General features: G+C 57.4%; 25 protein-coding genes and 1 pseudogene. 6 read left to right on the top strand and 20 right to left on the bottom strand.

Annotated features, from left to right (window positions below; translation table 11 throughout):
- Positions 1 to 76: 76 nt before the first annotated feature.
- Positions 77 to 976, top strand: a complete 900-nt coding sequence (locus V7773_RS18015; RefSeq protein WP_336074327.1) for a hypothetical protein — start codon at positions 77 to 79, stop codon at positions 974 to 976.
- Positions 977 to 1,367: 391 nt separating this feature from the next.
- Here V7773_RS18015 and V7773_RS18010 read toward each other — a convergent pair whose 3' ends face one another.
- The 5 genes from V7773_RS18010 to V7773_RS17990 all read right to left on the bottom strand — a co-directional run bounded on the left by V7773_RS18010 (position 1,368) and on the right by V7773_RS17990 (position 5,281).
- The gene (locus tag V7773_RS18010) at positions 1,368 to 1,991 is read right to left on the bottom strand and encodes an SMI1/KNR4 family protein (RefSeq protein WP_336074325.1); all 624 of its coding nucleotides are present in this window, start codon (positions 1,989 to 1,991) and stop codon (positions 1,368 to 1,370) included.
- A gap of 97 nt (positions 1,992 to 2,088) precedes the next feature.
- Positions 2,089 to 2,703 carry an alpha/beta fold hydrolase gene (locus tag V7773_RS18005; RefSeq protein ID WP_336074324.1) on the bottom strand — a complete coding sequence of 205 codons (615 nt, stop codon included), beginning with the start codon at positions 2,701 to 2,703 and terminating at the stop codon, positions 2,089 to 2,091.
- Positions 2,704 to 2,784: 81 nt separating this feature from the next.
- Entirely contained in the window at positions 2,785 to 3,600 is an 816-nt protein-coding gene (locus V7773_RS18000; protein ID WP_336074323.1) for a suppressor of fused domain protein, read from the bottom strand.
- Complete coding sequence (locus tag V7773_RS17995) at positions 3,597 to 4,694, bottom strand: sterol desaturase family protein (RefSeq protein ID WP_336074322.1); 1,098 nt, start codon at positions 4,692 to 4,694, stop codon at positions 3,597 to 3,599. The genes V7773_RS18000 and V7773_RS17995 overlap by 4 nt, the downstream gene beginning before the upstream one ends.
- A gap of 65 nt (positions 4,695 to 4,759) precedes the next feature.
- Positions 4,760 to 5,281 carry a GNAT family N-acetyltransferase gene (locus V7773_RS17990; RefSeq protein ID WP_336074321.1) on the bottom strand — a complete coding sequence of 174 codons (522 nt, stop codon included), beginning with the start codon at positions 5,279 to 5,281 and terminating at the stop codon, positions 4,760 to 4,762.
- 101 nt (positions 5,282 to 5,382) lie between these two features.
- Here V7773_RS17990 and V7773_RS17985 point away from each other — a divergent pair, with 101 nt between their 5' ends.
- On the top strand, positions 5,383 to 5,943 hold the full coding sequence (locus V7773_RS17985; RefSeq protein ID WP_336074320.1) for a nucleotidyltransferase family protein: 561 nt from the start codon (positions 5,383 to 5,385) through the stop codon (positions 5,941 to 5,943).
- A 185-nt stretch (positions 5,944 to 6,128) separates the two neighbouring features.
- On the opposite strand, the pseudogene dapF reads toward V7773_RS17985, so the two are convergent.
- The 3 genes and pseudogenes from dapF to V7773_RS17970 form a co-directional block, all read right to left on the bottom strand.
- Positions 6,129 to 6,931, bottom strand: a pseudogene (dapF, locus tag V7773_RS17980) (diaminopimelate epimerase).
- Positions 6,922 to 7,287: a VOC family protein gene (locus tag V7773_RS17975; protein WP_092147336.1), complete on the bottom strand. Its 366-nt coding sequence runs from the start codon at positions 7,285 to 7,287 to the stop codon at positions 6,922 to 6,924. The pseudogene dapF and the gene V7773_RS17975 overlap by 10 nt, the downstream one beginning before the upstream one ends.
- 20 nt (positions 7,288 to 7,307) lie before the next feature.
- Entirely contained in the window at positions 7,308 to 8,114 is an 807-nt protein-coding gene (locus V7773_RS17970; RefSeq protein WP_336074319.1) for a helix-turn-helix domain-containing protein, read from the bottom strand.
- A gap of 117 nt (positions 8,115 to 8,231) precedes the next feature.
- On the opposite strand from V7773_RS17970, the gene V7773_RS17965 reads away from it, so the two are divergent.
- On the top strand, positions 8,232 to 8,561 hold the full coding sequence (locus V7773_RS17965) for a DUF2834 domain-containing protein (RefSeq protein WP_092147334.1): 330 nt from the start codon (positions 8,232 to 8,234) through the stop codon (positions 8,559 to 8,561).
- Here the strand turns inward: V7773_RS17965 and V7773_RS17960 are convergent.
- From V7773_RS17960 to V7773_RS17940, 5 genes are all read right to left on the bottom strand, one after another.
- Positions 8,554 to 8,955, bottom strand: a complete 402-nt coding sequence (locus tag V7773_RS17960; RefSeq protein WP_092147332.1) for a PaaI family thioesterase — start codon at positions 8,953 to 8,955, stop codon at positions 8,554 to 8,556. The genes V7773_RS17965 and V7773_RS17960 overlap by 8 nt on opposite strands.
- Before the next feature lie 94 nt (positions 8,956 to 9,049).
- Positions 9,050 to 9,613: a GNAT family N-acetyltransferase gene (locus tag V7773_RS17955; protein ID WP_336074318.1), complete on the bottom strand. Its 564-nt coding sequence runs from the start codon at positions 9,611 to 9,613 to the stop codon at positions 9,050 to 9,052.
- Positions 9,614 to 9,662: 49 nt separating this feature from the next.
- Positions 9,663 to 10,244, bottom strand: a complete 582-nt coding sequence (locus tag V7773_RS17950) for a hypothetical protein (RefSeq protein ID WP_336074317.1) — start codon at positions 10,242 to 10,244, stop codon at positions 9,663 to 9,665.
- A 181-nt stretch (positions 10,245 to 10,425) separates the two neighbouring features.
- Positions 10,426 to 11,064, bottom strand: coding sequence for a helix-turn-helix domain-containing protein (locus tag V7773_RS17945; RefSeq protein WP_092147325.1), 639 nt, complete (start codon positions 11,062 to 11,064; stop codon positions 10,426 to 10,428).
- A complete protein-coding gene (locus tag V7773_RS17940) occupies positions 11,061 to 11,393 on the bottom strand; it encodes a type II toxin-antitoxin system HigB family toxin (RefSeq protein WP_336074316.1) in 333 nt (110 codons plus the stop codon). Before V7773_RS17940 ends, V7773_RS17945 begins: the two co-directional genes overlap by 4 nt.
- Before the next feature lie 155 nt (positions 11,394 to 11,548).
- Between V7773_RS17940 and V7773_RS17935 the strand changes: the two genes are divergently transcribed.
- Complete coding sequence (locus V7773_RS17935; RefSeq protein WP_336074315.1) at positions 11,549 to 11,899, top strand: DUF7079 family protein; 351 nt, start codon at positions 11,549 to 11,551, stop codon at positions 11,897 to 11,899.
- Positions 11,900 to 12,186: 287 nt separating this feature from the next.
- Here the strand turns inward: V7773_RS17935 and V7773_RS17930 are convergent, their stop codons facing one another.
- The 5 genes from V7773_RS17930 to V7773_RS17910 form a co-directional block, all read right to left on the bottom strand.
- Complete coding sequence (locus V7773_RS17930) at positions 12,187 to 12,474, bottom strand: type II toxin-antitoxin system Phd/YefM family antitoxin (RefSeq protein ID WP_092225097.1); 288 nt, start codon at positions 12,472 to 12,474, stop codon at positions 12,187 to 12,189.
- Between the two features lie 160 nt (positions 12,475 to 12,634).
- The gene (locus V7773_RS17925; RefSeq protein WP_336074312.1) at positions 12,635 to 13,591 is read right to left on the bottom strand and encodes a 2-hydroxyacid dehydrogenase; all 957 of its coding nucleotides are present in this window, start codon (positions 13,589 to 13,591) and stop codon (positions 12,635 to 12,637) included.
- A 194-nt stretch (positions 13,592 to 13,785) separates the two neighbouring features.
- Positions 13,786 to 14,544: an SDR family oxidoreductase gene (locus V7773_RS17920; protein WP_336074311.1), complete on the bottom strand. Its 759-nt coding sequence runs from the start codon at positions 14,542 to 14,544 to the stop codon at positions 13,786 to 13,788.
- Positions 14,545 to 14,565: 21 nt separating this feature from the next.
- Positions 14,566 to 15,264 carry a fumarylacetoacetate hydrolase family protein gene (locus tag V7773_RS17915; protein ID WP_063324966.1) on the bottom strand — a complete coding sequence of 233 codons (699 nt, stop codon included), beginning with the start codon at positions 15,262 to 15,264 and terminating at the stop codon, positions 14,566 to 14,568.
- A 102-nt stretch (positions 15,265 to 15,366) separates the two neighbouring features.
- Positions 15,367 to 16,698, bottom strand: a complete 1,332-nt coding sequence (locus V7773_RS17910) for an MFS transporter (protein WP_063324965.1) — start codon at positions 16,696 to 16,698, stop codon at positions 15,367 to 15,369.
- Positions 16,699 to 17,262: 564 nt separating this feature from the next.
- On the opposite strand from V7773_RS17910, the gene V7773_RS17905 reads away from it, so the two are divergent.
- Both V7773_RS17905 and V7773_RS17900 read left to right on the top strand, forming a co-directional pair.
- A complete protein-coding gene (locus tag V7773_RS17905) occupies positions 17,263 to 18,198 on the top strand; it encodes a helix-turn-helix transcriptional regulator (protein ID WP_336074310.1) in 936 nt (311 codons plus the stop codon).
- 74 nt (positions 18,199 to 18,272) lie between these two features.
- Complete coding sequence (locus V7773_RS17900; protein WP_336074309.1) at positions 18,273 to 18,755, top strand: GNAT family N-acetyltransferase; 483 nt, start codon at positions 18,273 to 18,275, stop codon at positions 18,753 to 18,755.
- A gap of 13 nt (positions 18,756 to 18,768) precedes the next feature.
- Here the strand turns inward: V7773_RS17900 and V7773_RS17895 are convergent, their stop codons facing one another.
- On the bottom strand, positions 18,769 to 18,996 hold the full coding sequence (locus V7773_RS17895; RefSeq protein WP_003204158.1) for an integrase: 228 nt from the start codon (positions 18,994 to 18,996) through the stop codon (positions 18,769 to 18,771).
- A gap of 141 nt (positions 18,997 to 19,137) precedes the next feature.
- On the bottom strand, positions 19,138 to 19,620 hold the full coding sequence (locus V7773_RS17890; RefSeq protein ID WP_336074358.1) for a nuclear transport factor 2 family protein: 483 nt from the start codon (positions 19,618 to 19,620) through the stop codon (positions 19,138 to 19,140).
- Between the last annotated feature and the right edge of the window lie 253 nt (positions 19,621 to 19,873).

Genomic DNA, 19,873 nt, shown 5'->3' with positions numbered 1-19,873 from the left:
GGCCAACAGTGTTGAAAAAAATGGTAGCCCCCCCATTTAAGCTTCAAGCTCAACACATTGCCCCCGGAGCGTTCGAATGAAGCTTTATCACTACACAAGTGTGCCACTCGCAGAAGCCATCTTTTTCTCCAGTCTTCGTATTGGACAATATAAGACCGAAAAAGGGATGACGTTTCAGTGCGTGTGGCTCACCGAAAATCCTGCTCCAGAGGGGCATGGGCTTTTGACAGGGGAGCAGTTGACCACGGCTCAAGTTGAGCGCCTCCGCAACAGGGGAGAAGCCGTAGCCAATAATCATACTCACGACAAAACCCAGGTTCGCATTGAGTTGGATTCAAGCAACCTGAGCAGTTTTTCCATCGATGCTGAGAGCCGGCCGCACGGGCTTATCCGCTACGTGGAATTGAGCGAAATGGTTGGTGACCAGGATTTGTACAGGAAATACATGGGGCTTTCCTGTTATTGCGATATGGCCACGGTCACCGATGAGCAATTGGTTTATCTGATGAAAAACCAGCCCACACAGGAAGAAGGCTGGTGGCTCTATTTTGGGGAGATATCTTCCGAGCTTTTCAGCGGCGTGTCGTTCATGCAAAGTGATATCGCGACACCCTATTCGTTTGAAAGCCATGGACGAAGCGTGGTGGATACGTATGGACTTCACATTGCTTCGGAACCAGCCCTCGCAGACCTGCACCAGATTCTCCCCCGCCTTGGTCGATTTGATACTCCCAAGGCATTAGCGTTTTGCAGGGAGCACGACAGCAAGCCCAGCATTAACTTCCAATGGGATAAGTCCATCTGGGATATCTCTCTCGACGGGCAGTACACTACGAATTTGATATTCGGAGAACTGCCGGAAAATATCAGTCTGGTCATTGACTGGATGTCGAGTAATGACGGGCAGCTACAGGCTCTATGGTTAGCTGCGGTTGAATCTTACAATCGTTTCTATCCCGACAAGCCCCGAGCTTGATCACTCTGAGGGCTTGAGCCCCTTGTTGCTGCACCTTTGTGCTTGAGCGGCTGATAGCGCATACGGCCACTAGCAGAGTCACCTCTGAAAGATGCATTGCCAGATGGCCGCTTCTGGCCGATTCTGTTGAAAAAGTCCGCTTCGGTTTCCAAGGTAGAAAAGTAAGTGCTTGAGATTGAAATCTTTACATTGAACAGAGGATTCCGGGCTAAGATTTCGCATAGCAGCGCGCAAAAAAGGCGTTTTCAGCGGGCAGTAAGCGGGCAGTCTGGAAAGACCGACTTTTTCAACAAAATCGGCCGAAAGCGGTCAGCCATGACCGCCTACTTTCGATCCAAAAGGGACCTACTGTATACACCCATAAAAGCGAAATTCACCCACCACTCAACCTTCAAATCAACCGATCCACAACCCTCGCATTCCACAATTCCCGATACCGCTCCCGCCAGCCCGGACTCCCCTTATCCAACCACTCCAACGTCGCCTCAATACTCTCAGGGCTGATCATGAAGTGATTGATATGCTCCTCGATCCGCTCCTCCGATAAATGCAACGAATCCAGATAGCCATTGAAAGAATCCGCCAGCACCACGTACTCATCGCCCTGCTGGCGGCGCCCAGTCCAGGCAGGTAAGCCCGCCACCATCGCCGCCACATCCTGGCGCCCTTCCCGCAGGTCCAGCAGCAAGATACTCGCGCCGCCGTCGCGACCGATCGGCAGCAATCCCGTTGCAGGGAAGCCGGGCTGCGCACGCAGTTGCTCCAGTTCGAAGGGGTTGGATTCATACTCTTTGTCCGGGTCCAGCCCGTACAGTGAAAAACTCAGTAGCTCCTCGTCGCCATTGGCCAGGGTCGCCAGCACATCGTATTCCACGTAGGCGCCGTTGCAGGTCTTGAGGAATTGGCGATAGTCGTCCGGCAAGCGGGCACCCAGGCGGGTTTCCAGTTGTGCGATGGCGCGGTCGGTGGCGCCTTCACGGGTGTCTTCGAGGATGAGTCCGCGGTAGTCAGTCATTGTTGTCTCGAAAAGGTATTGGGGCCCTAGAGGTCTTGAAACACACCGCGTCGCACAATCAGTCCGACGCATCGATAACAAGCGGCAAGTGCTGCGCTCACTCGCTGGCCAGATGTCTCTCGATCAGCCTCGCGGCCTCATCTGCGTGAGTAAAGCCCAGGCTGTGATCGGCGCCAGGGAAAACGTGCAGTTCAGCGCGGGGCAACAGTTGGGCAAGGTACTGGCCGACGCGAACGGGGCTGATCGGATCAGCGTCGCCCCAGAGCAGCAGGACCGGCATGCGCAACTCGACCAAGCGGGATGTGAGGTCGGTGCGGTCGTCGAGGAACCAACTCGGCAGTGTCGAGTTGGCCGCCGCAAAATCCGGGCGCCAGTCGTGCGCGCCCAGCGCCGACATGTCCACCCCGCCCGAGGTGACGGTCAGCACCAGGTGGGTGATCAGCTCTGGGCGTTCAAGTGCTGCGAGCACCGCGACGATACCGCCCATGGATTGCGCCACAAGCGCTGTGGGTTGGTCGATCTCGGCCAGCACACGCGCCACCAGGTCATTCATGCCGGTCACGCCAGGCATGGGCGGTGTGTCTCCAAAGCCGGGCCAGCCGATATGAACTGGCTGCGCCAGGTGGGCCAAGCGCTCAGCCACTGGATGCCAGAATTGGGTGTTGCCTGAGGCGCCGGGCAAGAAGATGAGTTTGGCGGGGGATGCGGTCACGGGTTCGTCCTTGAAAATGGGATTGAAAGAGTCAGCAGGAGGCCAAAGGGATACCAGCAGGTTCAATGACCGGCTCCAGCCTCACACCACACTCGCCCGATGCAGGCTGCTCATATGCCCAACGCCCGCCGCCTTCAAACGACTCACCAGATCCTCCCGCGCCGCTCGCCCTCCCGAACGCACGTATTCCAGCTCCGCCGCCGTAATCAATACCACCGGCACCAATCTGACCGGAGACAAGGGCATGTCATCCAGTTGGGTAGGAAAATCCGGTGCCGGGGCGCCGAGCAGAACGCCGGTGGAGTCGTCATCGGTCACGAAGAGCTTGGGCAGTTGATCGCTCATGTGATGGGATTGGCTCAGCCCGGGAAGCTCAAGGGATAGCGCCCCGTGCTGGTCGAGTTGATGGGTGATGCCGCCCGCGTCGGCCACCGTTTTGGCAACATGCTCCAACAACTCGAATGCCCAGCTGCGTTTGAACGGATCGACCTCTCCCACGGGGCCATAGGCGTGCTCGGGGATATTCGCGGTTTCAACGAACAATTCCATCTCGAAACCGTTGCCCATTCCTTCCGTATCATCGAATGGATCGGACAGGCCTTCAGTGGCGAGGATGATCGTGTCGCCACGGCGCACCACGCGGTAGGCCTGGCGGGTCGAAGGCCAGTACGGGCCGCCGGAAAAGGTCGGGCTGATCAAGTAGGCAAGGACATCCCGCTCGACCGTGCCGACAGCGCTCCAATGACGATCCAGGCACGCTGCGCCAGCTTCCCGGACGGCCAGATTGGCGGCCTCAGCCGCGGTCAGGTCGCCAAGCTCCTGGGGTTGCGATGCAGGCTGGTCGTCTTGGGTTTCAGGCGCTTTCGATGAGCCGAAGAGCTTCTTGAAAAAATTCATGGGCGTTCCTTGCTGGTTTTTCGCTGAGCCTCATCTGTGTCAGCACTCGCTGATCCAAGGGCAGGCGTTGGGCGCATTGTGGCGTGTTGGCGTTGATATGAAAACGCGGGCAGGTACTTGCGGGCAGTTTCAACGAAAGGCGTGACAATCAGGCTATACACCGTCAGGTAACGCGCGTGGTCCTGTTCTCCGGTGCCGAAACGCAAGTGCTCGGGCTGCGAGCGGGTGACATAGAGCGTGCCGAACATCCAGTCCCACAGCGACAGGTTGACGCCGAAATTGCGATTGAAATGGCGCGGTGCATCGCTGTGGTGGATCTGGTGCTGGGCCGGACTGTTCAGCACATGTTCCAGCACCGGGCCAAAGGACAACCAGACATGGGTGTGGCGCAAGTTGGCCGCCAGGCTATTGAAGATGAACACCAGGTACGTCACACCGAACAACGTGTAGCGGCTGATCTCACCACCACAGACATACCAGAAGCCGCCCGCGAAGAGGCCCATGCAGGCGGTGATGCCGAGCTTCTCGACGATCTTTTCCACAAAATGCACCCGACTGGCCGTAGCCGGCACTAGCACTGGCGCCGAGTGATGCACCTTGTGAAACGCCCAGAGCCAGCGCGAATGAAACGCCCGGTGCGCCCAGTAGTGGACGAAATCCTTCACCAGGAACACCCCCAGCCCATAGAACAAGGCGAGCGAAAGGTTCTCCCCCAGACGCGGACGCGCGCCCCAGAGGTTGCTGAAAAAAGCCAGGTAATCCCCGGAGCGCAGGATGTACGGATCGACCAGATGAACAATGGGCAACACCAGGGCAATCTTGAGAATCGCCCGGACGAAGTAGTAGCGATAGTCCAGCAGTGCCGAACGGTGCAGATGCACCTGGTTGCCGCCAATGAATTGCCAGAACGAACGGGCGTCAGTCAGGCCGCGGTGTTTTCTGAAACGGAACAGGCCATAGGCGACACCGTAGGAGGCGCAGAGAAACAGGACCCCGAGGCGGCCGTTCAGGTTGAAAATGCCGAGGAACTGCTGGGTGACGGGTTCGATTACCCATGCGCCCAGGTGTTGATAGACAAGGGAAAACGCATCCACGAACGGCCGCTCTCTGTCGAAGGAACGGCATTGTAAATCAGTCGCGTTGGGATGGGCTTGGGTTTTCAGGCATTTTCTGGGAGACCGCTCAAAAGAATCCAGGGGCGGCCCGATCTAACACGACGCATATGGATGAGTGCGGTTCTACGATTATCTGGAGAAACTCGCTCTTCGACAGCAAAGGGCAAAAAGCCCAGCTTTGGATAAAGCAGCAAGCCCGCCGTATTTTCATTGAAACACGATACCTGCACCTCAGTGGCGTCATAGCGGTCGAACGCCAGGGCCGTCATCGTTTCCACAAGAAAACTGGCAACGCCTTTACCTCGCGCCTCTTGGGCAACGATGACATTGCCGATACAGCAAACCCCATCTTTTTCGGCCCGATAGAAGTTAGCAAAACCAACGACACGGTTCCCAGCCTCGATGACCGTCGAATCGAATCGTTGGGCGATAGCCTCAGCCAACTGAGCCTCAGTCAGAGGGTATTGGGCTTTCGGGAACATATGGAACAGTTCCCGAGCGTCCTGTGCAAAGTTACAGAGGGTCTTGATGTCATCAGCCATCACTGGCCTGCTTTGCAATATCATTGGGCGTCCTTGAGATCTATGTACTGGGTGCCTTGGCTCACCTGATTTTGCTCAAACATCTGTCGGGGCGCCAGGACCGGACCGATTCCAAAAGGATGAATATGACATTGACGGTCGAACGTTTGGTCAGGATAGCAATGGCCAATCCAATCAACGCGCAAATCACCTCGCGCTTGCCTTCACTCGGGTTGAATCAATGCATGCTCACCGCTGGCTGCCTGTTCCAAGCCGTCTGGAATCATCAGTCACAACGGCCACCGGCCTGGGGCGTGAAGGATTACGACGTTTTTTACTTCGACCCTGATGTGTCTTGGGAAACCGAGAACGAAGTCATCAACGCCGCCCAGCGTGTCTTCCAGGACCTCGACGTCAACATCGAGATCAAGAACCAGGCTCGCGTCCATCTTTGGTACGGTCAGCGGTTTGGCAAGCCTTATCCTCAACTTCAGTCGGCCAGGGATGGCATTGATCGTTACTTGGTTGCCGGTACGTGTATTGGACTGGACGTTGAGACCGGTGAGGTCTATGCGCCCTATGGCCTGGACGACGTCGAGCAAGGTGTTCTTCGTATCAATCCAAAGAACCCCAAGCCCGATTTGTTCGCTGAGAAGGCGAAAAGTTATCAGGCTCGCTGGCCGTGGCTCAGGATTATGGAGAAATGATGCAAACCGCCATAATCCTGTGGCGAGGGAGCTTGCTCCCGCTGGGCGGCGAAGCCGCCCCAAAACGGTCTTCCAGACAAACGGCATCAACCGGTCTACGACGGCTACGCCGCCGAGCGGGAGCAAGCTCCCTCGCCACGGAACGTGTTGCAAATCCCTGCTCCAGGATTGAAACACCTACCGACTCAGCCCTGACTCATCATCCCCGAAAAACTCACCTCCACCGGCCCGATAAGAAAGACCGCGCCCACGCCGTCCCATTGAACCGTCACGCTCCCACCATCACATTCAACCTCAACGCGCGGGTCCAACAAACCACGACGAATCCCATTGACAACCGCGCCACACGAGCAAGATCCCGAACCCAGCGCAATACCCGCCCCGCGTTCCCAGATGCGCAAGCGAATATGCGTGCGATCAATGATCTGGACGAAATGAACGTTGGTCTTGAGTGGGAATAGCGCGTTGGTTTCAATGGCTGGGCCGATGGTCGCGATATCAACGGTTGCCAGATCATCGACAAAATAGGTGCAGTGCGGATTTCCCATGCTGCACGCGGCTGGAGCGCCGGCAAGTGGCAACACAGTGGTATCCAGCTCTTGGGCCAAAGGAACGTCCGACCAGTGGAAAAGCGGCACGCCATGTCGACGGAAATGTCGCCGGTTGGGGTACGCTCGCACGTCAGCAGGCCTCGGTTAGTGCGCAGGGCTACCGAAGCAACATTTGCTTCGCGCATCAGCATAGCCGCCGCACCCCGCGTCGCACTGCCACAAACGTCCAGCGCGGAGCCATCCGCGTTCCAGAACATCACGCGGGCATCGGCATCGTCGCAATCGAGCAACACCGCGAGTTGGTTGAAGCCCACACCCCGGTTCCGATCCCCCATTCGCTGGGCCATGGCACTCGTCACCGGGTTGGCCGAATGTCGCGAATCGACGATAACGAAATCATCGCCATTGGCATGCATCTTTTGAAAGTTCAGCGGCATGCAAACGCCCTGCTGGAGATGGAAATCGAATTACCGTCAGGGTCTTTGGCGTTGGCGAAAGAGTAACCGTCCGCCCTGTGCGTAGCGCCAAACCTCAGGCCTTGGGCCAGGCACTTGGCCTTGAAACCCTCGACGTCCTGAAGATCAAAGACAAGCTTTACCGTGACTTGCCCTGTTTTAACGGCCTTACCTGCCGGGTGAACCATCAGGATCGCGCCACCGTTTGCAGGGCTCAATTCGGTGACGCGGTCATCGGTTTTTCGTTGACTGGTAAAACCGAAATGACGCTCATAAAAATCGCAGGTCGCTTGAACGTCCCGGACATACAACATGATTCGATTGAGTGACGGCTGCATGGGTTCTTCCTTGATCATTATTAGTGTTGTGTCTGCTCATATGCCTTAGTCATCACCTCCCAGGTCTTCGCGTCGGCAGGAATCAGATGTTCGATACGCAATGAGCTCATGGTGATGTCGAGCGGCATGCCGAAGGTTGTGAACGTTGACATGAACTTCAGCTCACCGTGGGGAGAGTCGACTCGCGTCAGCAACAGCGGAGGCAGCTCGTTAACCAGTGCCGCAGAGCTGTGTGGGGCCGGCAGGCTCTTCAGAATCTCAGCCAACGCGGGATTACTCAAGGCTTCCCGAGACGCCCGTTGCCAGGCCACTAATCTTATTTCCTCGGCGTTACTCAAATGATCGCCCAAGCCACCGGGTTGCAGCAGTGTCACCAAGAGGTTGAGCCCATCAGGCGCATCTCTGGCAAGACCCACCAGATCGAACAGAACACCCGCGCTGGTGTTGGCTGCAAGGATGTCCCATTGGGCACCCAGAACAATCGCCGGAGCGGGGTTATTGGCGTGAAGTACATGATTAATGGCATCACGTACCACTTCCATTGACGACGACGTGAGCGGCGTCGTTTCGTAGCGAGGGGCATAACCACTGGCGATGAAGATGTCGTTGCATCGCTCCAAAGGTACATCCAGGGCAGTCAACAAGTTATGCAGAGTGCCAGGGCTTGGCTTGGCGCGCCCCGTCTCGATGCAACTAAGGTGACGCTGAGATAACCCTGTTATCAGTGCACAGTCCAACTGACTCAGCCCGGCCTGTTGGCGCAAGTGACGCAGTTGCGCACCGGCCGAGGTTGGTGGCGTTGTTCGAGAAAAAGGTCGACTGGTCATCCGTTGACTCTGGCATTGCGGGTGAGTGGCGTCCATGACCTCAGAGGTCATTGAAACCATGACGGTCAAATCACTAGCCTACCTCTATTGCCCCATGAACGAGTCCAAGGAGGTAAAGTGAAAAGACCCTACGTTGCACTTGTCGCGCTCCTGCTTTTTTCAATTTACACGGCGAGTACTGTGTTTCTCGCCGAGCAATCGCTCCTGGAATTCGGCGTCAGGCTCATGTCCAGCCCGGACACCGCGCAGGTAGTCATCGACCTTTATCTGCTCGCTAGCATGGCGTGCATCTGGATGTACCGGGACACACGTTCGAAAGGCAGGTCGCTCACCTCGTTGCTGCCTTACTTCCTGATCACGGCGATCTTCGTATCAATCGGTCCACTGTTGTACATCGTCGTTAACGGATTTGGACGTCAATCGCCAGTTCAGCCTCCACCTAGCTGAGCACCAGAAAAGATGCACTGGCTCGAACCACGCGCTCCTCTCCAGCGCTGATATAGGTATTGGCAAACACCAATCGACTACCGGTTTTTTGAATATCTACGGCAGCCTCCAACCAATCGCCGATCTTAGCGGAGCCAGCGAAATCAGTAGTCATCGTGGTCGTCACGAGCTTAAGAGGCGGATCTTTCGAGAACGCAGCGCTGTAGCCCAGCGCGATATCAGCCAGCGCCATGAACAATCCTCCGTGAGCGATTCCACGCGCATTGGTATGTTTCTCCTCCACCCGAATCCCAACGGTAAAACCTTCGGAGTTTTCCCGATAATAAAAGGGACCAAGTAAGTCAAGAAAAGGGCTGCTACGAAATAACGGCCTGAAACCCTGTGGAATATCCATTTCACATTCCTTTATCCGTTAACCCGACAGATAGATCCTGACGACGACCGTGTTGAATTGTCGTTCACAGGCGACTTGACCCATTTGACTCTGCTCAATTCGATCCCAACGCGGACTTTTTCTCAAGCCAATTCTCACGCGTTATTTCCCAGATATCCTTAAGCAACGACCCACAGACAAACTCCCCCTGCTGCGTCCCGATCAGGCGCATGCCTTCATGCTCCGAAACTTTGCGCGAAGCCTCGTTGCCCACCGCCTTGGGCACTTGCATGACGGGGCGTTCAAGGTTTTCAAACCAATAGGCATTGATCGCTTCACAGGCCTCGCGCATGTAGCCCTTTCCCTGCCATTGCGGCGCCAGCCAGAAACCACGGTTGTTGCCGGGCTGGTCGTACAGGCTGATGCTGCCGATGCTCTGTGTCGGTTCTTCGGCAATGCGGATCATCCAGTGCCACTCGCTCCCGGCTGCAATAGCCGGGAGCGCATGGTCGCGCACGTACGTCAGCGCGCCGTCATCCGGGTAAGGCCAGGGCACGCGGCTGTCCAGGTAACGGACCACTTCCCAATGGGGAAATAGCCGTTGGATCGCCGGTGCATCCGTCAGCTCAAGGGGTGTGAGGATGAGGCGGCGGGTTTGGAACGTGGGGCTGGGGCTCATGATGAAACTCCTTTTTCAACGTTATGGCGTCCTTGGAAAACCCTCCATGCTAAAAGTTATCCGTCGCCCTGCAGAGTTTGCTGTCCTTCAAGAATGAACGGGGAAGTTGTGTCGTTGCCGCAGGCAGTTGCTTGAGCCTCACCTCACACTCATAACGCCCCGCAGCATCCAGCTGGTAATCCTCCCCTGCCTTAGGGACAAAGCTGAACATGTTGTAGCATTGAGCACCGATGTAATGAAAGGCAATGGGCTGCCCGGCAGGCACCAGCAGCTCAGTCATGACCGTGGAAGACGAGTGTTTGTCGTCATCCGGCATGCCCAGGCTTTCGCCGTTGCGATTGGCGTAGCCATCGCGGAACGCCACCATGACGCCCGCGCCCGGCAGGCGGAAGTCCACGCAATCGGACTTGGGTACAGCCCTGACCATGCCATCGCTGATCACCCGCAAGCGGGCGGTCTCACCACCATCAGGCGTTGAGTAGGGAGTGGAAAAAGAGCGGACGTCCGATAGCGCTCCGCAGCCGGTGAGCAGGGTCAGTAAGGTGAGGCTCCAGGTATATCGCAGGACGCGGGACGTAATGAGCGGGCAAATGTCAGTTCGGGAGTTGAGGGGGTGCGGCGATTGGCTCACGATGATGCTCCATGCGGGTCAGATATCCAGGGCCAACGACGGTCGAGAAGAACGCGATGCCAGCGCGGGATTTTATAGAGGGTTCGGGGATTGGCTGCAATGGCCGAGGTATCGAAACGCGTGTCATCCTGAACTTCCGTGAATCGACAACCAATCCTGCCCCTTTCAGCAGATGATTGCCCTATCCCTTGTCCGGCTCTTTGGCTGTCTTTCTGTGGCCCTTCGAAGTCACCACGTTGTACTCACCGACACCGGCCTCTTCCACTGAACATGCGATCGGAGAGCCCTCGTGCAAAACGTAATGACCTGAAGCGCTAACGGAAAGAGGGACAGTTTCGATATGAGCCGCCACCTTTGCTGAGGTCGCGGTCAAGAAAGCACTCGGCTCCATCGCAAACCGCTCCGCCAGCGCATACGCCATCTTGTGGCTGATAGGCCTATCGCCATTGAGCACTTTGGACACCGCCGTTTTATCACCGATTTCAGGAAGGTCCGAACCGGTGAGCCCGAGCGTCTCCATCAGATCCTTGATCAATTGCACAGGCGTGCAGGTCGCCTCAAAAGCGGCATTCGACTCGCGAAACTGTTCGGAGTCGCGCTGGTAGGCCAGGATTTCCTCCTCGAGCTCAACGAGAATTTTCGCCTCAGTCTTGCTCAGTTCGCGTCCGTCGGTGAGCGCATCGAGCAGGTCGGTCGCACGCTCATAATCGGCAGGGGTCTTGATGCCATGCACAAACTCACCGCGCAGGCGATCCAGTACCGCATGTAGCTCGCCAAGCGTTGCGATCACGGTTTGAAAGTCGTTCCGGGCTGCGCTCATCGTCTTACCCCTTCGTTTCTTGCATACCAACTGTTGGCAACGTCGTAATCGGCATGCGTGTAGATGTGTTTGACGTAGAACTTCTGCCGGGTGTAGTTGACGCCACCTATCACCCTGAGATTATTGCCGCCTACGTCGATCACCACCCAATTCATTGCGGCTCTGGGCTTGAACAAGTCGACACCGTGCGTACCGAAAAGCTTTTGCAGGTCCGCGAACGCTTTGGGGCGTGCCATCCTCAAAATGCGCAGGCATCGATCAAGCCCGGCCTTGTCGTTCGGGTACAAAATCGCAGCGTCGTCAAAACGTGATGGCGTGAGTATATCCATGGGCTTCCTTGTCTTTGAGCCGATGGTACTCTGGTTGTGTTTTTTCACAACTCCAATTTATTGGCGGCAGCGGGATTCATGCCGTGGCAAGCAGGCGATTTGGCCGGCAGCATTGGGCCAAATGGGTTATCACCTACACATCCCGAGACAAAAACATGAACCCTGTCGACTCGAACCGCCTGAAAACCTGGCAGGCCCTTTCCTCGCTCTTCCTGGATACCGAGATCGACGACCTGACCTACGACTACATCGCTCGCGTAGTCCTTGAAACCAATTATTCGCCAAAGGAAATCCACGGCATCCTGTGGAATGAAGTGTTCCCGGTGCTCGAAACGAACCTCAGGTCCATGGCGGGTGAATGGGCGGGATGGACGGATGAGTGGCTGCTGAAGCGCATCATTGCAAGTGATGGGATCGAGCCCAGGAAAGGCCGCGGCAGCATTGCCAAGGAAATTGCAAGGTGTTGGAGCCAGGTCGCGACGCGGCTCCCACCCGGATACGCTTGATACAACTGCATTGCCAGGTCGCAAAGGCACTAGCGGCTGGTGCTTTCATCTTCGATGCGGAACAGTTTTTGAACCTGATCACTACGGGCGAGATGCCTTGAGACATCCGATGCAAAGTCGTTTGAGCGGTTTGACATAGCGGCGGAATATCCATCCCCAAAAGCAACGGTATGCGGGGCTGACTAACATGCCTTGCTGACCCCGACGTCAAAAGCGATGGTGTCCACCTAACTTTAAAGTGGACATCACTTCTAGCCTGGCTCCATCGGTACTGTCCCACCATGTAATCAATGCCCATTGGCGATATCAGCCTCAGCTTCGCCAATGAGCTCGTCAAGAGACACATGGACAGGCGTCTCATTGGCCTCGATCCGTGCCTTTACCATCTGTGCCAGCTCCAGTTCATCCAGGCGCTCAACCATGGCCTCGTAGGCACTTGCCGGGACCATGTAGCCCATAACACGGTTATGGTTCAACACGGCCACTGGCGCGCCATTAGCACCGTTCAGGACGGATGACGGATTTTTTTTGAGTTCGGATAGGCTGACGGCCACATCAGCCAAAACGAGTTGCATGGAGGCGGCTCCTTCAAAATAGGTCGTTATTTTGGTCTTTATTAACTGCACGGGCAAAGCGCAGACCAGCACACAACCTGAGACCTTACCTTCGCTTCCGCCTCAACATAGCAAGTTCATTAATTTGACCGTGTCATGACCTCCTTAAAGCTCTACACCCTCACCCCGTCACACACCCCTGCGGCACTTTCCCAGCAAAACTATCCACCAGACTCGCCACCACCATCTCCCCCATCCGCGTGCGGGTCTGCAACGTCGCGCTCGCCCGGTGGGGTTGCAGCACCACCTGCTCATTGCCAAACAATGCCTCAGGCACATGCGGCTCATCGACAAACACATCCAGCGCCGCACCGGCGATTTCACCAGCGGTCAGCGCCGCCACCAGGTCGACCTCGTTGACCAGTTTGCCTCGCGCCACGTTGATCAGATACCCTCCCTGGCCCAAGGCACGCAGCACCTCGGCATCGATGATGGCTTCAGCCTTGTCCGCAGCGGCCGCGAGGATCAGGGCGTCGCTGTCGCGGGCCAGTTGCTTGAGGTCGGCGACGAACGTGTGGTTCACGTCACTCATGGGTTGCAGATCGGTGTAGCTGATCGGGCAACCGAACGCGGCGGCGCGGGTAGCCACGGCGCGACCGACCCGGCCCATGCCGACGATGCCGATGCGCATGCCGGACACCTGACGGGCCAATGGCAGCGGGGACAATGGCGTCGGGCTGTGAGGCCATTGGCCGGAGCGCACGTAACGGTCACCGGTGCATAGCCCGCGACACACGGCAATCAATAGGCCAATCGCCAGGTCGGCGACATCTTCGGTCAGCGCGCCGATGGTGGCCGTCACGCGGATTCCGCGATCCCTGGCGTAGGCCAGGTCCACAGCATCGGTGCCCACGCCGTTGACCGCCACCACTTCCAGCTTGGGCAGTTGGGCCATGAGCGCCTGGCTGATGCCGGTATGCCCGCCAGTGATCACACCGCGAATATTGGCACCGTGTTCTTGCAGATAGGCTTGTTTGTCGGTCTGTTCGAAATAGCGCCGCACCGTGAACAGCTCGTTGAGCCGGGCGTTGATTTCAGGGATCAGGATCGGGCTGAGTTGCAAGACTTCTGGCTTCATGTAGACCTCGTATCGAAATAGGAAAAACTAACTCAAGCGCAATCAAGGCGTGCTCGAATCAGTGTGTGGCGAGGGAGCTTGCTCCCGCTTGAGTGCGAAGCACTCATAAAAAGAACTGGGGCCGCTACGCAGCCCAGCGGGAGCAAGCTCCCTCGCCACGAATGCACACCCTCGAAAATGAACGGCACGCAGGCTCAACCGCGGCCGGCAAACGGCATGGCCGTGGCCATGACGGTCATGTTCAGGACGTTGGCCGACAACGGCAGGCTGGCGATGTAGCGCACCGCATCGGCGACATGCTTGACGTCCACCATTGGCTCCACCGCGATGCTGCCGTTGGCCTGGCGTACGCCCTTGGTCATGCGCACGGACATCTCAGTGAGGGCGTTGCCGATGTCGATCTGGCTGCAGGCGATGTTGTATTCACGTCCGTCCAGGGCCAGGGATTTGGTCAACCCCAGCACCGCGTGTTTGCTGGCGGTGTAGGCGCTGCTGAACGGTCGTGGGGTGTGGGCCGAGATCGAACCGTTGTTGATGATCCGTCCACCCTGGGGCTGTTGCCGGCGCATCAGGCCGAAGGCACCACGGGCGCACAGGAAAACGCCGTTGAGGTTGGTGTCGATCACGTTTCGCCACTGCTCGAACGTCAGCTCATCCAGCGGCACGGCGGGCGCATTGACGCCAGCGTTGTTGAACACGACGTCCAGGCGTCCGTAGACCTCGGCGATGGTTGCAAACAGCCCATCGACACTGACCGGGTCGCGTACATCAGTGGGCACCGCCAGGGCTTCGCGACCCTGACTGGCCGCCAACTCGGCCAATGCCTGCAAGGGCTCTGGCCGACGACCGGCCAACACCAGTGTGTAACCGTCTTCCATCAGGCCCAGGGCCACCGCTCGGCCAATCCCGCTGCCGGCGCCAGTCACCAAAGCCACTTTCAATGCGTTGGACATGTGGGTTCTCCTTTCTCGAATTCAGTAAGACAAACGCGGACCGACGCGCATTTCCAATTCGCCAATACCGTCGATGCCGGCCGTGACGACATCACCCGGCTGCAGCACATCGACGCCTGCCGGGCTGCCGGTCATGATCAGATCGCCGGCCCGCAGCGCCACCGATTGGGAGATGCGGGCGATCACTTCACTGACCGACCAGATCTGGCTGTCGAGGCTGTCGCGCTGACGCTCCTGGCCGTTTACGTTCAGCCACAACTCGCCATCGGGGTGCCCCGCCCGGGAGACCGGCACGATGGCGGTCATTGGCGCGGCGCCGTCAAACACCTTGGCGCCCTCCCACGGCAAACCGTTACGCTTGGCCTCGCGCTGGACATCACGCCGGGTCAGATCCAGACCCGCCGCGTAGCCCCACACATAAGCCAACGCCTGGCTCTCAGGGATGTGGGCGCCGCCCTCACCGATGGCCACGACCAATTCGATTTCGTGGGCGAACTCCTCGGTCACCGATGGAAACGTCACCTCACCCGCCGCTTCCACCACGCAACTGGCTGGCTTCATGAAGAACACCGGTGGCACTCGGGATTCACCCTGGGTATCAGGCCAGGGGTAGTTGCGACCGACGCAAAAGACCCGGCCGACGGGAAAACGCTGCGGGCTGCCGACAACCGACAACGTCACTGGCAGGTCCGGGGTAAAGACATATTCGGGCATGTTCATCCTGATAAAAGTCCTGTTGGAGGGGTCAGCGTACGGCGGCAATCCTCGGCGAAGTTGGAGGAATGCCACCTCGTGTTGGAGAAAAACAGCTTTTTTCCGGGCTCAACGCGCCTTGAGTTCAATGCGATACAAACGGCCGAGCAGCAACGAATAGGACAAGGTGCCGATCAGCGCCACGCCGCCGATGAACCAGAAGGCCAAGGCGAATGAGCCGGTCTTGTGGACGATTGCGCCAATCACGATGGGGGTGACAATCCCGCCGATGTTGGCCGCCAGGCTAGTGATCCCGCCGGTCAGCCCGATCAGTTCCTTGGGCGCCACTTCCGACACCGCCGCCCACGAGGACGAAGCGATGCCCTGGGCGAAAAAGGCAATCGTCAGTACGGCGATGCAGATCACGTTCGAATCGGTGAAATTCACCAGGACGATGGACATGCCCAGCATCGACCCGACCACCAACGGCAACTTGCGAGCGAAGGACAGCGAGTAGCCGCGACGGATCAGCAGGTCGGACACGATCCCGGCGAGCAGGATGCCCACCGTCGCGCCCACGAACGGCAGCACGGCGAAGATCCCGGCCTTGATCATGGTCAGCTGACGCTCTTCGATCAGGTACGTGGGGAACCAGGTGAGAAAGAAGTACAGCGCCGAGGTGCTGGCGAACTTGCCGATGCAAATCGCCCAGACCTGCCGATAGCTGAACAGCTCGGCGATCTGCCGCCAGTTGAAGCGGGTGCGCTCCTGGCTGCTCTTGACCAGCCCTCCCCCGGCTTCGATGTACTTGAGTTCTTCCTTGCTGACTTTCTTGCAGTTCATCGGGTCGCGATACAAGAACAGCCAGGCCACACCGAAGACGATGCCAAGTGCGCCGGTGCTGTAGAACACATGGCGCCAGTCATAAGTGGTGGCTAGCCAGAGCAGTGCACCGGTAAACAGCGCCGTGCCCAAGTACTGGCCGCAGACGTAAATGCTGCTGGCCAGGCCCCGTTCACGCGCCGGGAACCACACCGTGACCGCCCGGCTGTTGGCCGGAAACGCCGGCGCTTCCATCGCGCCGACGGCCAGGCGCAGACCGAACAGCGAAGCGAAGCCCGTGGCCAAGCCCTGGCACACGGTGACGGTCGACCAACTGATCAGCGACACCCCGTAGGTGAACCGGGAACCGAAGCGATCGGCGATGAAGCCGGCCGGCACCAGTGCGATCGCGTAAGTCCAGGCAAACGCCGAAAAAATCAGGCCCATCTCGATCTTGTCCAGGCCCAGGTCCTTGGCGAGGAACGGCGCGGCAATCGAGATATTCACCCGGTCGATGTAGTTGATGATCGTCGCGATCAGCAGCAACGACAGCATGAACCAACGCCGCCGCGACGGCAGACGCTCTGGTACTGCGGCGTCCCGGGCGCTGGCAATTTGGGAGGTATGAGAGTTCGACATGGTGGACCTCGTTATTGTTAGAAGCGTCGAAATGTTTACGAGCAGCCGAAATCAATGCCCTCGATGCCGGGGCAGAACAATCGCTACAGGAATGAGAAGCGCGAACAGCCGGTGTCAGGTGTTCAAAGAGGCCTTGCAACAGGAACTGTCGCAGGAGCAATCGGGAGGGTCGGCGTGAAGCAGGAACAGGTTCATGATGAACGCACCTTTTGATTGTTTTTGGATGGAGAGACGGGTTGCGTGGCCCAACAGTGGTCGTACGACCATTCAAAATCAACTGAGCTGTTAGATCATTTTTCCCGTTTAAAACCGCATCAAAGGAACCTGTCCAAAAAAACCAGATGGGCGCTTTTTTTCATAATCTTTCTAAGTTCAACCTAAGCGTTTGTTTTTAAAAAACAAATTATGAAAATAAAATTTATCGTTTTTGGACAAGCGCCCTCCATTTTCAAGAGACAGAAAATTCACGCCAATAGCCACGTCATCGTATGACTTCTTGAAAATCATCCAGATGCACAGTCACAATCGTCATCAACGTCATGCACCGCAAAGGATTCCCAGGAGATGTCATCACCGAGCCGAGTCCCCACCTACGTCATGCAGCAACGCAGCGAATTGACGGATTTCTACATCCGCGACAAAAAGGGTCGGCGCGCCGAAACCAGCCCGCACCGCCACGAATACTTCCAGATCCAGATCAACCTTGGCGGCGACACCGTGCAACACATTGGCAACGTCGAACGTCCGTTTCCGCGCAACACCCTGGCCTTCATCCTGCCCCACCGCGTGCACGTGATTCCGCACCCGGCCGAGAGCAACTTCATGGTGATCAATTTTTCCCAGACGTTCCTGCTGCCGCATCTGCAGTGCGACCCGATGGACCTGGAAGAGGTCTCGATTCTGCTGGCGCCGGAACTGTCACCGTTCCGCTTCCAGGAACACTTGGACTTCATTCTGGGGGATGAGGATTTCGCCAAAGCCTGCGCGCTGATCGAGCAGATGCGTGGCCTGGACCAGAACCGTCAGTTCGGCACCCGCGAGATGCTCAAGGGCTTGTTGCTGCAACTGATCGGCAGCGTCTGCGCCTTGTACGCCGAGCCGCTCAAGCGCTTGGCCGAAGAGAACGCCGCCGAAGTCAGCCGACGCGATGCGCTGGGCCGGATGTCCGAGTACTTGCGCAAGAACATCGCCGACCCCGACCTCAACCTGATCAAGGTGGCCGCGGCAACTTACCTGTCACCGACGTACCTGACCCACTGGCTGCGCAAGGAAATCGGCAAGACCTTCACCGAACTGGTACTCGAACGCCGGATGCATACGGCGCGCAATTACTTGCTCAATGGAACACGGCCAGTGGGCGAAGTGGCGAGGTTGTGCGGTTTTGCCGACGAAGCCTATTTTTCCAGGCGTTTTCGCCAGATACATGGACAGCCGCCGGGGCAGTTCAGGCGACAGCAGTTGAATCCGGACAGTCCGCAGTTGCCGTTGAACAATGGCTAGATACATCCGACGCCATGAGCCGGCATCGTCCGTTATCTATACTGGCTTCCCGGATGAAAATCAGAGCGTGAACAATGGCCCTCCCCCCCAATCAAAACCCTCCAGTCATACTGGTCCCCACTCAACAAAACGACTCGGAGGATCTGGCAGGCATTCGAATCGAGGCCATGCGCGAAAGCCTGGAGCGTGTGGGGCGATTTGATCCGGTGCGGGCGCGCGAGCGGTTTCTTGGTAGTTTCGAACCCTGCCATACACGCCACATCGAGGTGTCGGGAAAGAGGGTCGGGTTCGTTGTGGTCAAGCCTTTCAGCCATGAACTCTTGCTTGACCACTTGTATATAAGGCCCTGTGCGCAAGGATCAGGAATAGGCGCTGCTGTTCTCGATCATATTTTCAAGGAAGCGGATGCGGCCGCGCTCCCGCTCAGGGTGGGTGCCCTTAAGGAAAGCGCGTCAAATCGCTTTTACATCCGCCATGGCTTCCAATTCGTCGAAAGCAGCGAGTTCGACAATTATTATGTTCGGCAGAGCGTTCGCACGACGGGCCCGGCTAGCTAGCCAATCGACACAGTCACCGCAGAATCAACACCGCGGCCACCGCAATCACGGCCACCACGCCAAAGACCATCCGCGCGATCCACGGCGCGGTGAGCCAGACGCCGGTCACCCCGGCAATCTGTCCCACGTTCTTCTCAGTCAAGCGGAAACTCGGCTCCCGGAAAGGATTGCCGCAATGTGGGCAGGCGTAGGCCTTGTCGGAAATTCTGGAAGCGCATTCAGGGCAATCGATCAGACTCATTGTGCGACCTCAGGGAGAGACGAACTTGGGGTACTGACAAAGACCACGCATTTCCGGTTTTTGTTCTGAATCGAGTAAACCTTTTGGAGAGCACGCCACGGAAAAGCGAACTGCTTCACAGCCAACAAGATAGCCCAGCCACTACTGTGGGGGTTTTACGCGCCGGATAAGATCGTTCAGCACGTAGGTGTCCAGGAAGGCGGTGACTTCAATGATCTGACCATTCTTGAAGGTCATGTGCCACAGGTAGGTGTTGTTGTAGGGCTTGTGATCAAGCGCCGTGGCTGTTCCGTTCCACAGCACAACCACGACATCATTCTGAGCAACGATGCTCTGCACCGTGGGGACAATTGGTGTTGCCAGTCGCGCGGTAATCGGCCGCACGACTTGGGCCAGCTCAGCCTTACTGTTATAGACACCGGAAACAGGACTCGTCCCGGCCACGGTCCATTTCGCATTGGGCGCCAGCAGGTCGAACACCGTGCCTTTGCCCTGCTGCCAGTTAGTGAAGGCCTGGCGGACCAGCGTCGTATTCGCGTGCTCGGTGTTTTCCGAAGCCCAGACGTTGTTCGTAAACAATATTAAAGACAGTGCAAGCGCCTGGACGCGCCAAGCCAAATTCATCCATCGGGTCATGATGTTCTCTCACAGCCATGCAGTTGATAAGACGCTCTTCCAAGAGGACCTTAACGGCATGTGCCCAGAAACCTTTGCCCGATACTGCTGTGAGGTTGCCTGATGCTGTCCAGTGGCGAGGCTCCACGGGCAGCCGTCCATCAAGCAATTTGCCGTGCCTTTCTGCCTTCAATCTTCGCGACCTTCTTGCCCCAGTGCTCAATCTCCCCGCCCACCGGAAGCTATCGCACGCCTGAGGAGA

The organism is Pseudomonas sp. 3JA, from assembly GCF_036961705.1.
GTDB lineage: Bacteria > Pseudomonadota > Gammaproteobacteria > Pseudomonadales > Pseudomonadaceae > Aquipseudomonas > Aquipseudomonas fluorescens_Q.
Note: the sequence above shows the minus strand (reverse complement) of the source record. Positions and strands in the feature narration are given on the sequence as shown.

Bases quoted from the DNA above. Each gene is read 5' to 3' on its own strand.
- V7773_RS18015 (WP_336074327.1), top strand. From the start codon at position 77: ATGAAGCTTTATCACTACACAAGTGTGCCACTCGCAGAAGCCATCTTT.
- V7773_RS18010 (WP_336074325.1), bottom strand. From the start codon at position 1,991: ATGACTGACTACCGCGGACTCATCCTCGAAGACACCCGTGAAGGCGCC.
- V7773_RS18000 (WP_336074323.1), bottom strand. From the start codon at position 3,600: ATGAATTTTTTCAAGAAGCTCTTCGGCTCATCGAAAGCGCCTGAAACC.
- V7773_RS17990 (WP_336074321.1), bottom strand. From the start codon at position 5,281: ATGATATTGCAAAGCAGGCCAGTGATGGCTGATGACATCAAGACCCTC.
- V7773_RS17985 (WP_336074320.1), top strand. From the start codon at position 5,383: ATGACATTGACGGTCGAACGTTTGGTCAGGATAGCAATGGCCAATCCA.
- V7773_RS17975 (WP_092147336.1), bottom strand. From the start codon at position 7,287: ATGCAGCCGTCACTCAATCGAATCATGTTGTATGTCCGGGACGTTCAA.
- V7773_RS17970 (WP_336074319.1), bottom strand. From the start codon at position 8,114: ATGACCAGTCGACCTTTTTCTCGAACAACGCCACCAACCTCGGCCGGT.
- V7773_RS17960 (WP_092147332.1), bottom strand. From the start codon at position 8,955: ATGGATATTCCACAGGGTTTCAGGCCGTTATTTCGTAGCAGCCCTTTT.
- V7773_RS17955 (WP_336074318.1), bottom strand. From the start codon at position 9,613: ATGAGCCCCAGCCCCACGTTCCAAACCCGCCGCCTCATCCTCACACCC.
- V7773_RS17945 (WP_092147325.1), bottom strand. From the start codon at position 11,064: ATGAGCGCAGCCCGGAACGACTTTCAAACCGTGATCGCAACGCTTGGC.
- V7773_RS17940 (WP_336074316.1), bottom strand. From the start codon at position 11,393: ATGGATATACTCACGCCATCACGTTTTGACGACGCTGCGATTTTGTAC.
- V7773_RS17935 (WP_336074315.1), top strand. From the start codon at position 11,549: ATGAACCCTGTCGACTCGAACCGCCTGAAAACCTGGCAGGCCCTTTCC.
- V7773_RS17930 (WP_092225097.1), bottom strand. From the start codon at position 12,474: ATGCAACTCGTTTTGGCTGATGTGGCCGTCAGCCTATCCGAACTCAAA.
- V7773_RS17925 (WP_336074312.1), bottom strand. From the start codon at position 13,591: ATGAAGCCAGAAGTCTTGCAACTCAGCCCGATCCTGATCCCTGAAATC.
- V7773_RS17920 (WP_336074311.1), bottom strand. From the start codon at position 14,544: ATGTCCAACGCATTGAAAGTGGCTTTGGTGACTGGCGCCGGCAGCGGG.
- V7773_RS17915 (WP_063324966.1), bottom strand. From the start codon at position 15,264: ATGAACATGCCCGAATATGTCTTTACCCCGGACCTGCCAGTGACGTTG.
- V7773_RS17910 (WP_063324965.1), bottom strand. From the start codon at position 16,698: ATGTCGAACTCTCATACCTCCCAAATTGCCAGCGCCCGGGACGCCGCA.
- V7773_RS17905 (WP_336074310.1), top strand. From the start codon at position 17,263: ATGTCATCACCGAGCCGAGTCCCCACCTACGTCATGCAGCAACGCAGC.
- V7773_RS17900 (WP_336074309.1), top strand. From the start codon at position 18,273: ATGGCCCTCCCCCCCAATCAAAACCCTCCAGTCATACTGGTCCCCACT.
- V7773_RS17895 (WP_003204158.1), bottom strand. From the start codon at position 18,996: ATGAGTCTGATCGATTGCCCTGAATGCGCTTCCAGAATTTCCGACAAG.
- V7773_RS17890 (WP_336074358.1), bottom strand. From the start codon at position 19,620: ATGAATTTGGCTTGGCGCGTCCAGGCGCTTGCACTGTCTTTAATATTG.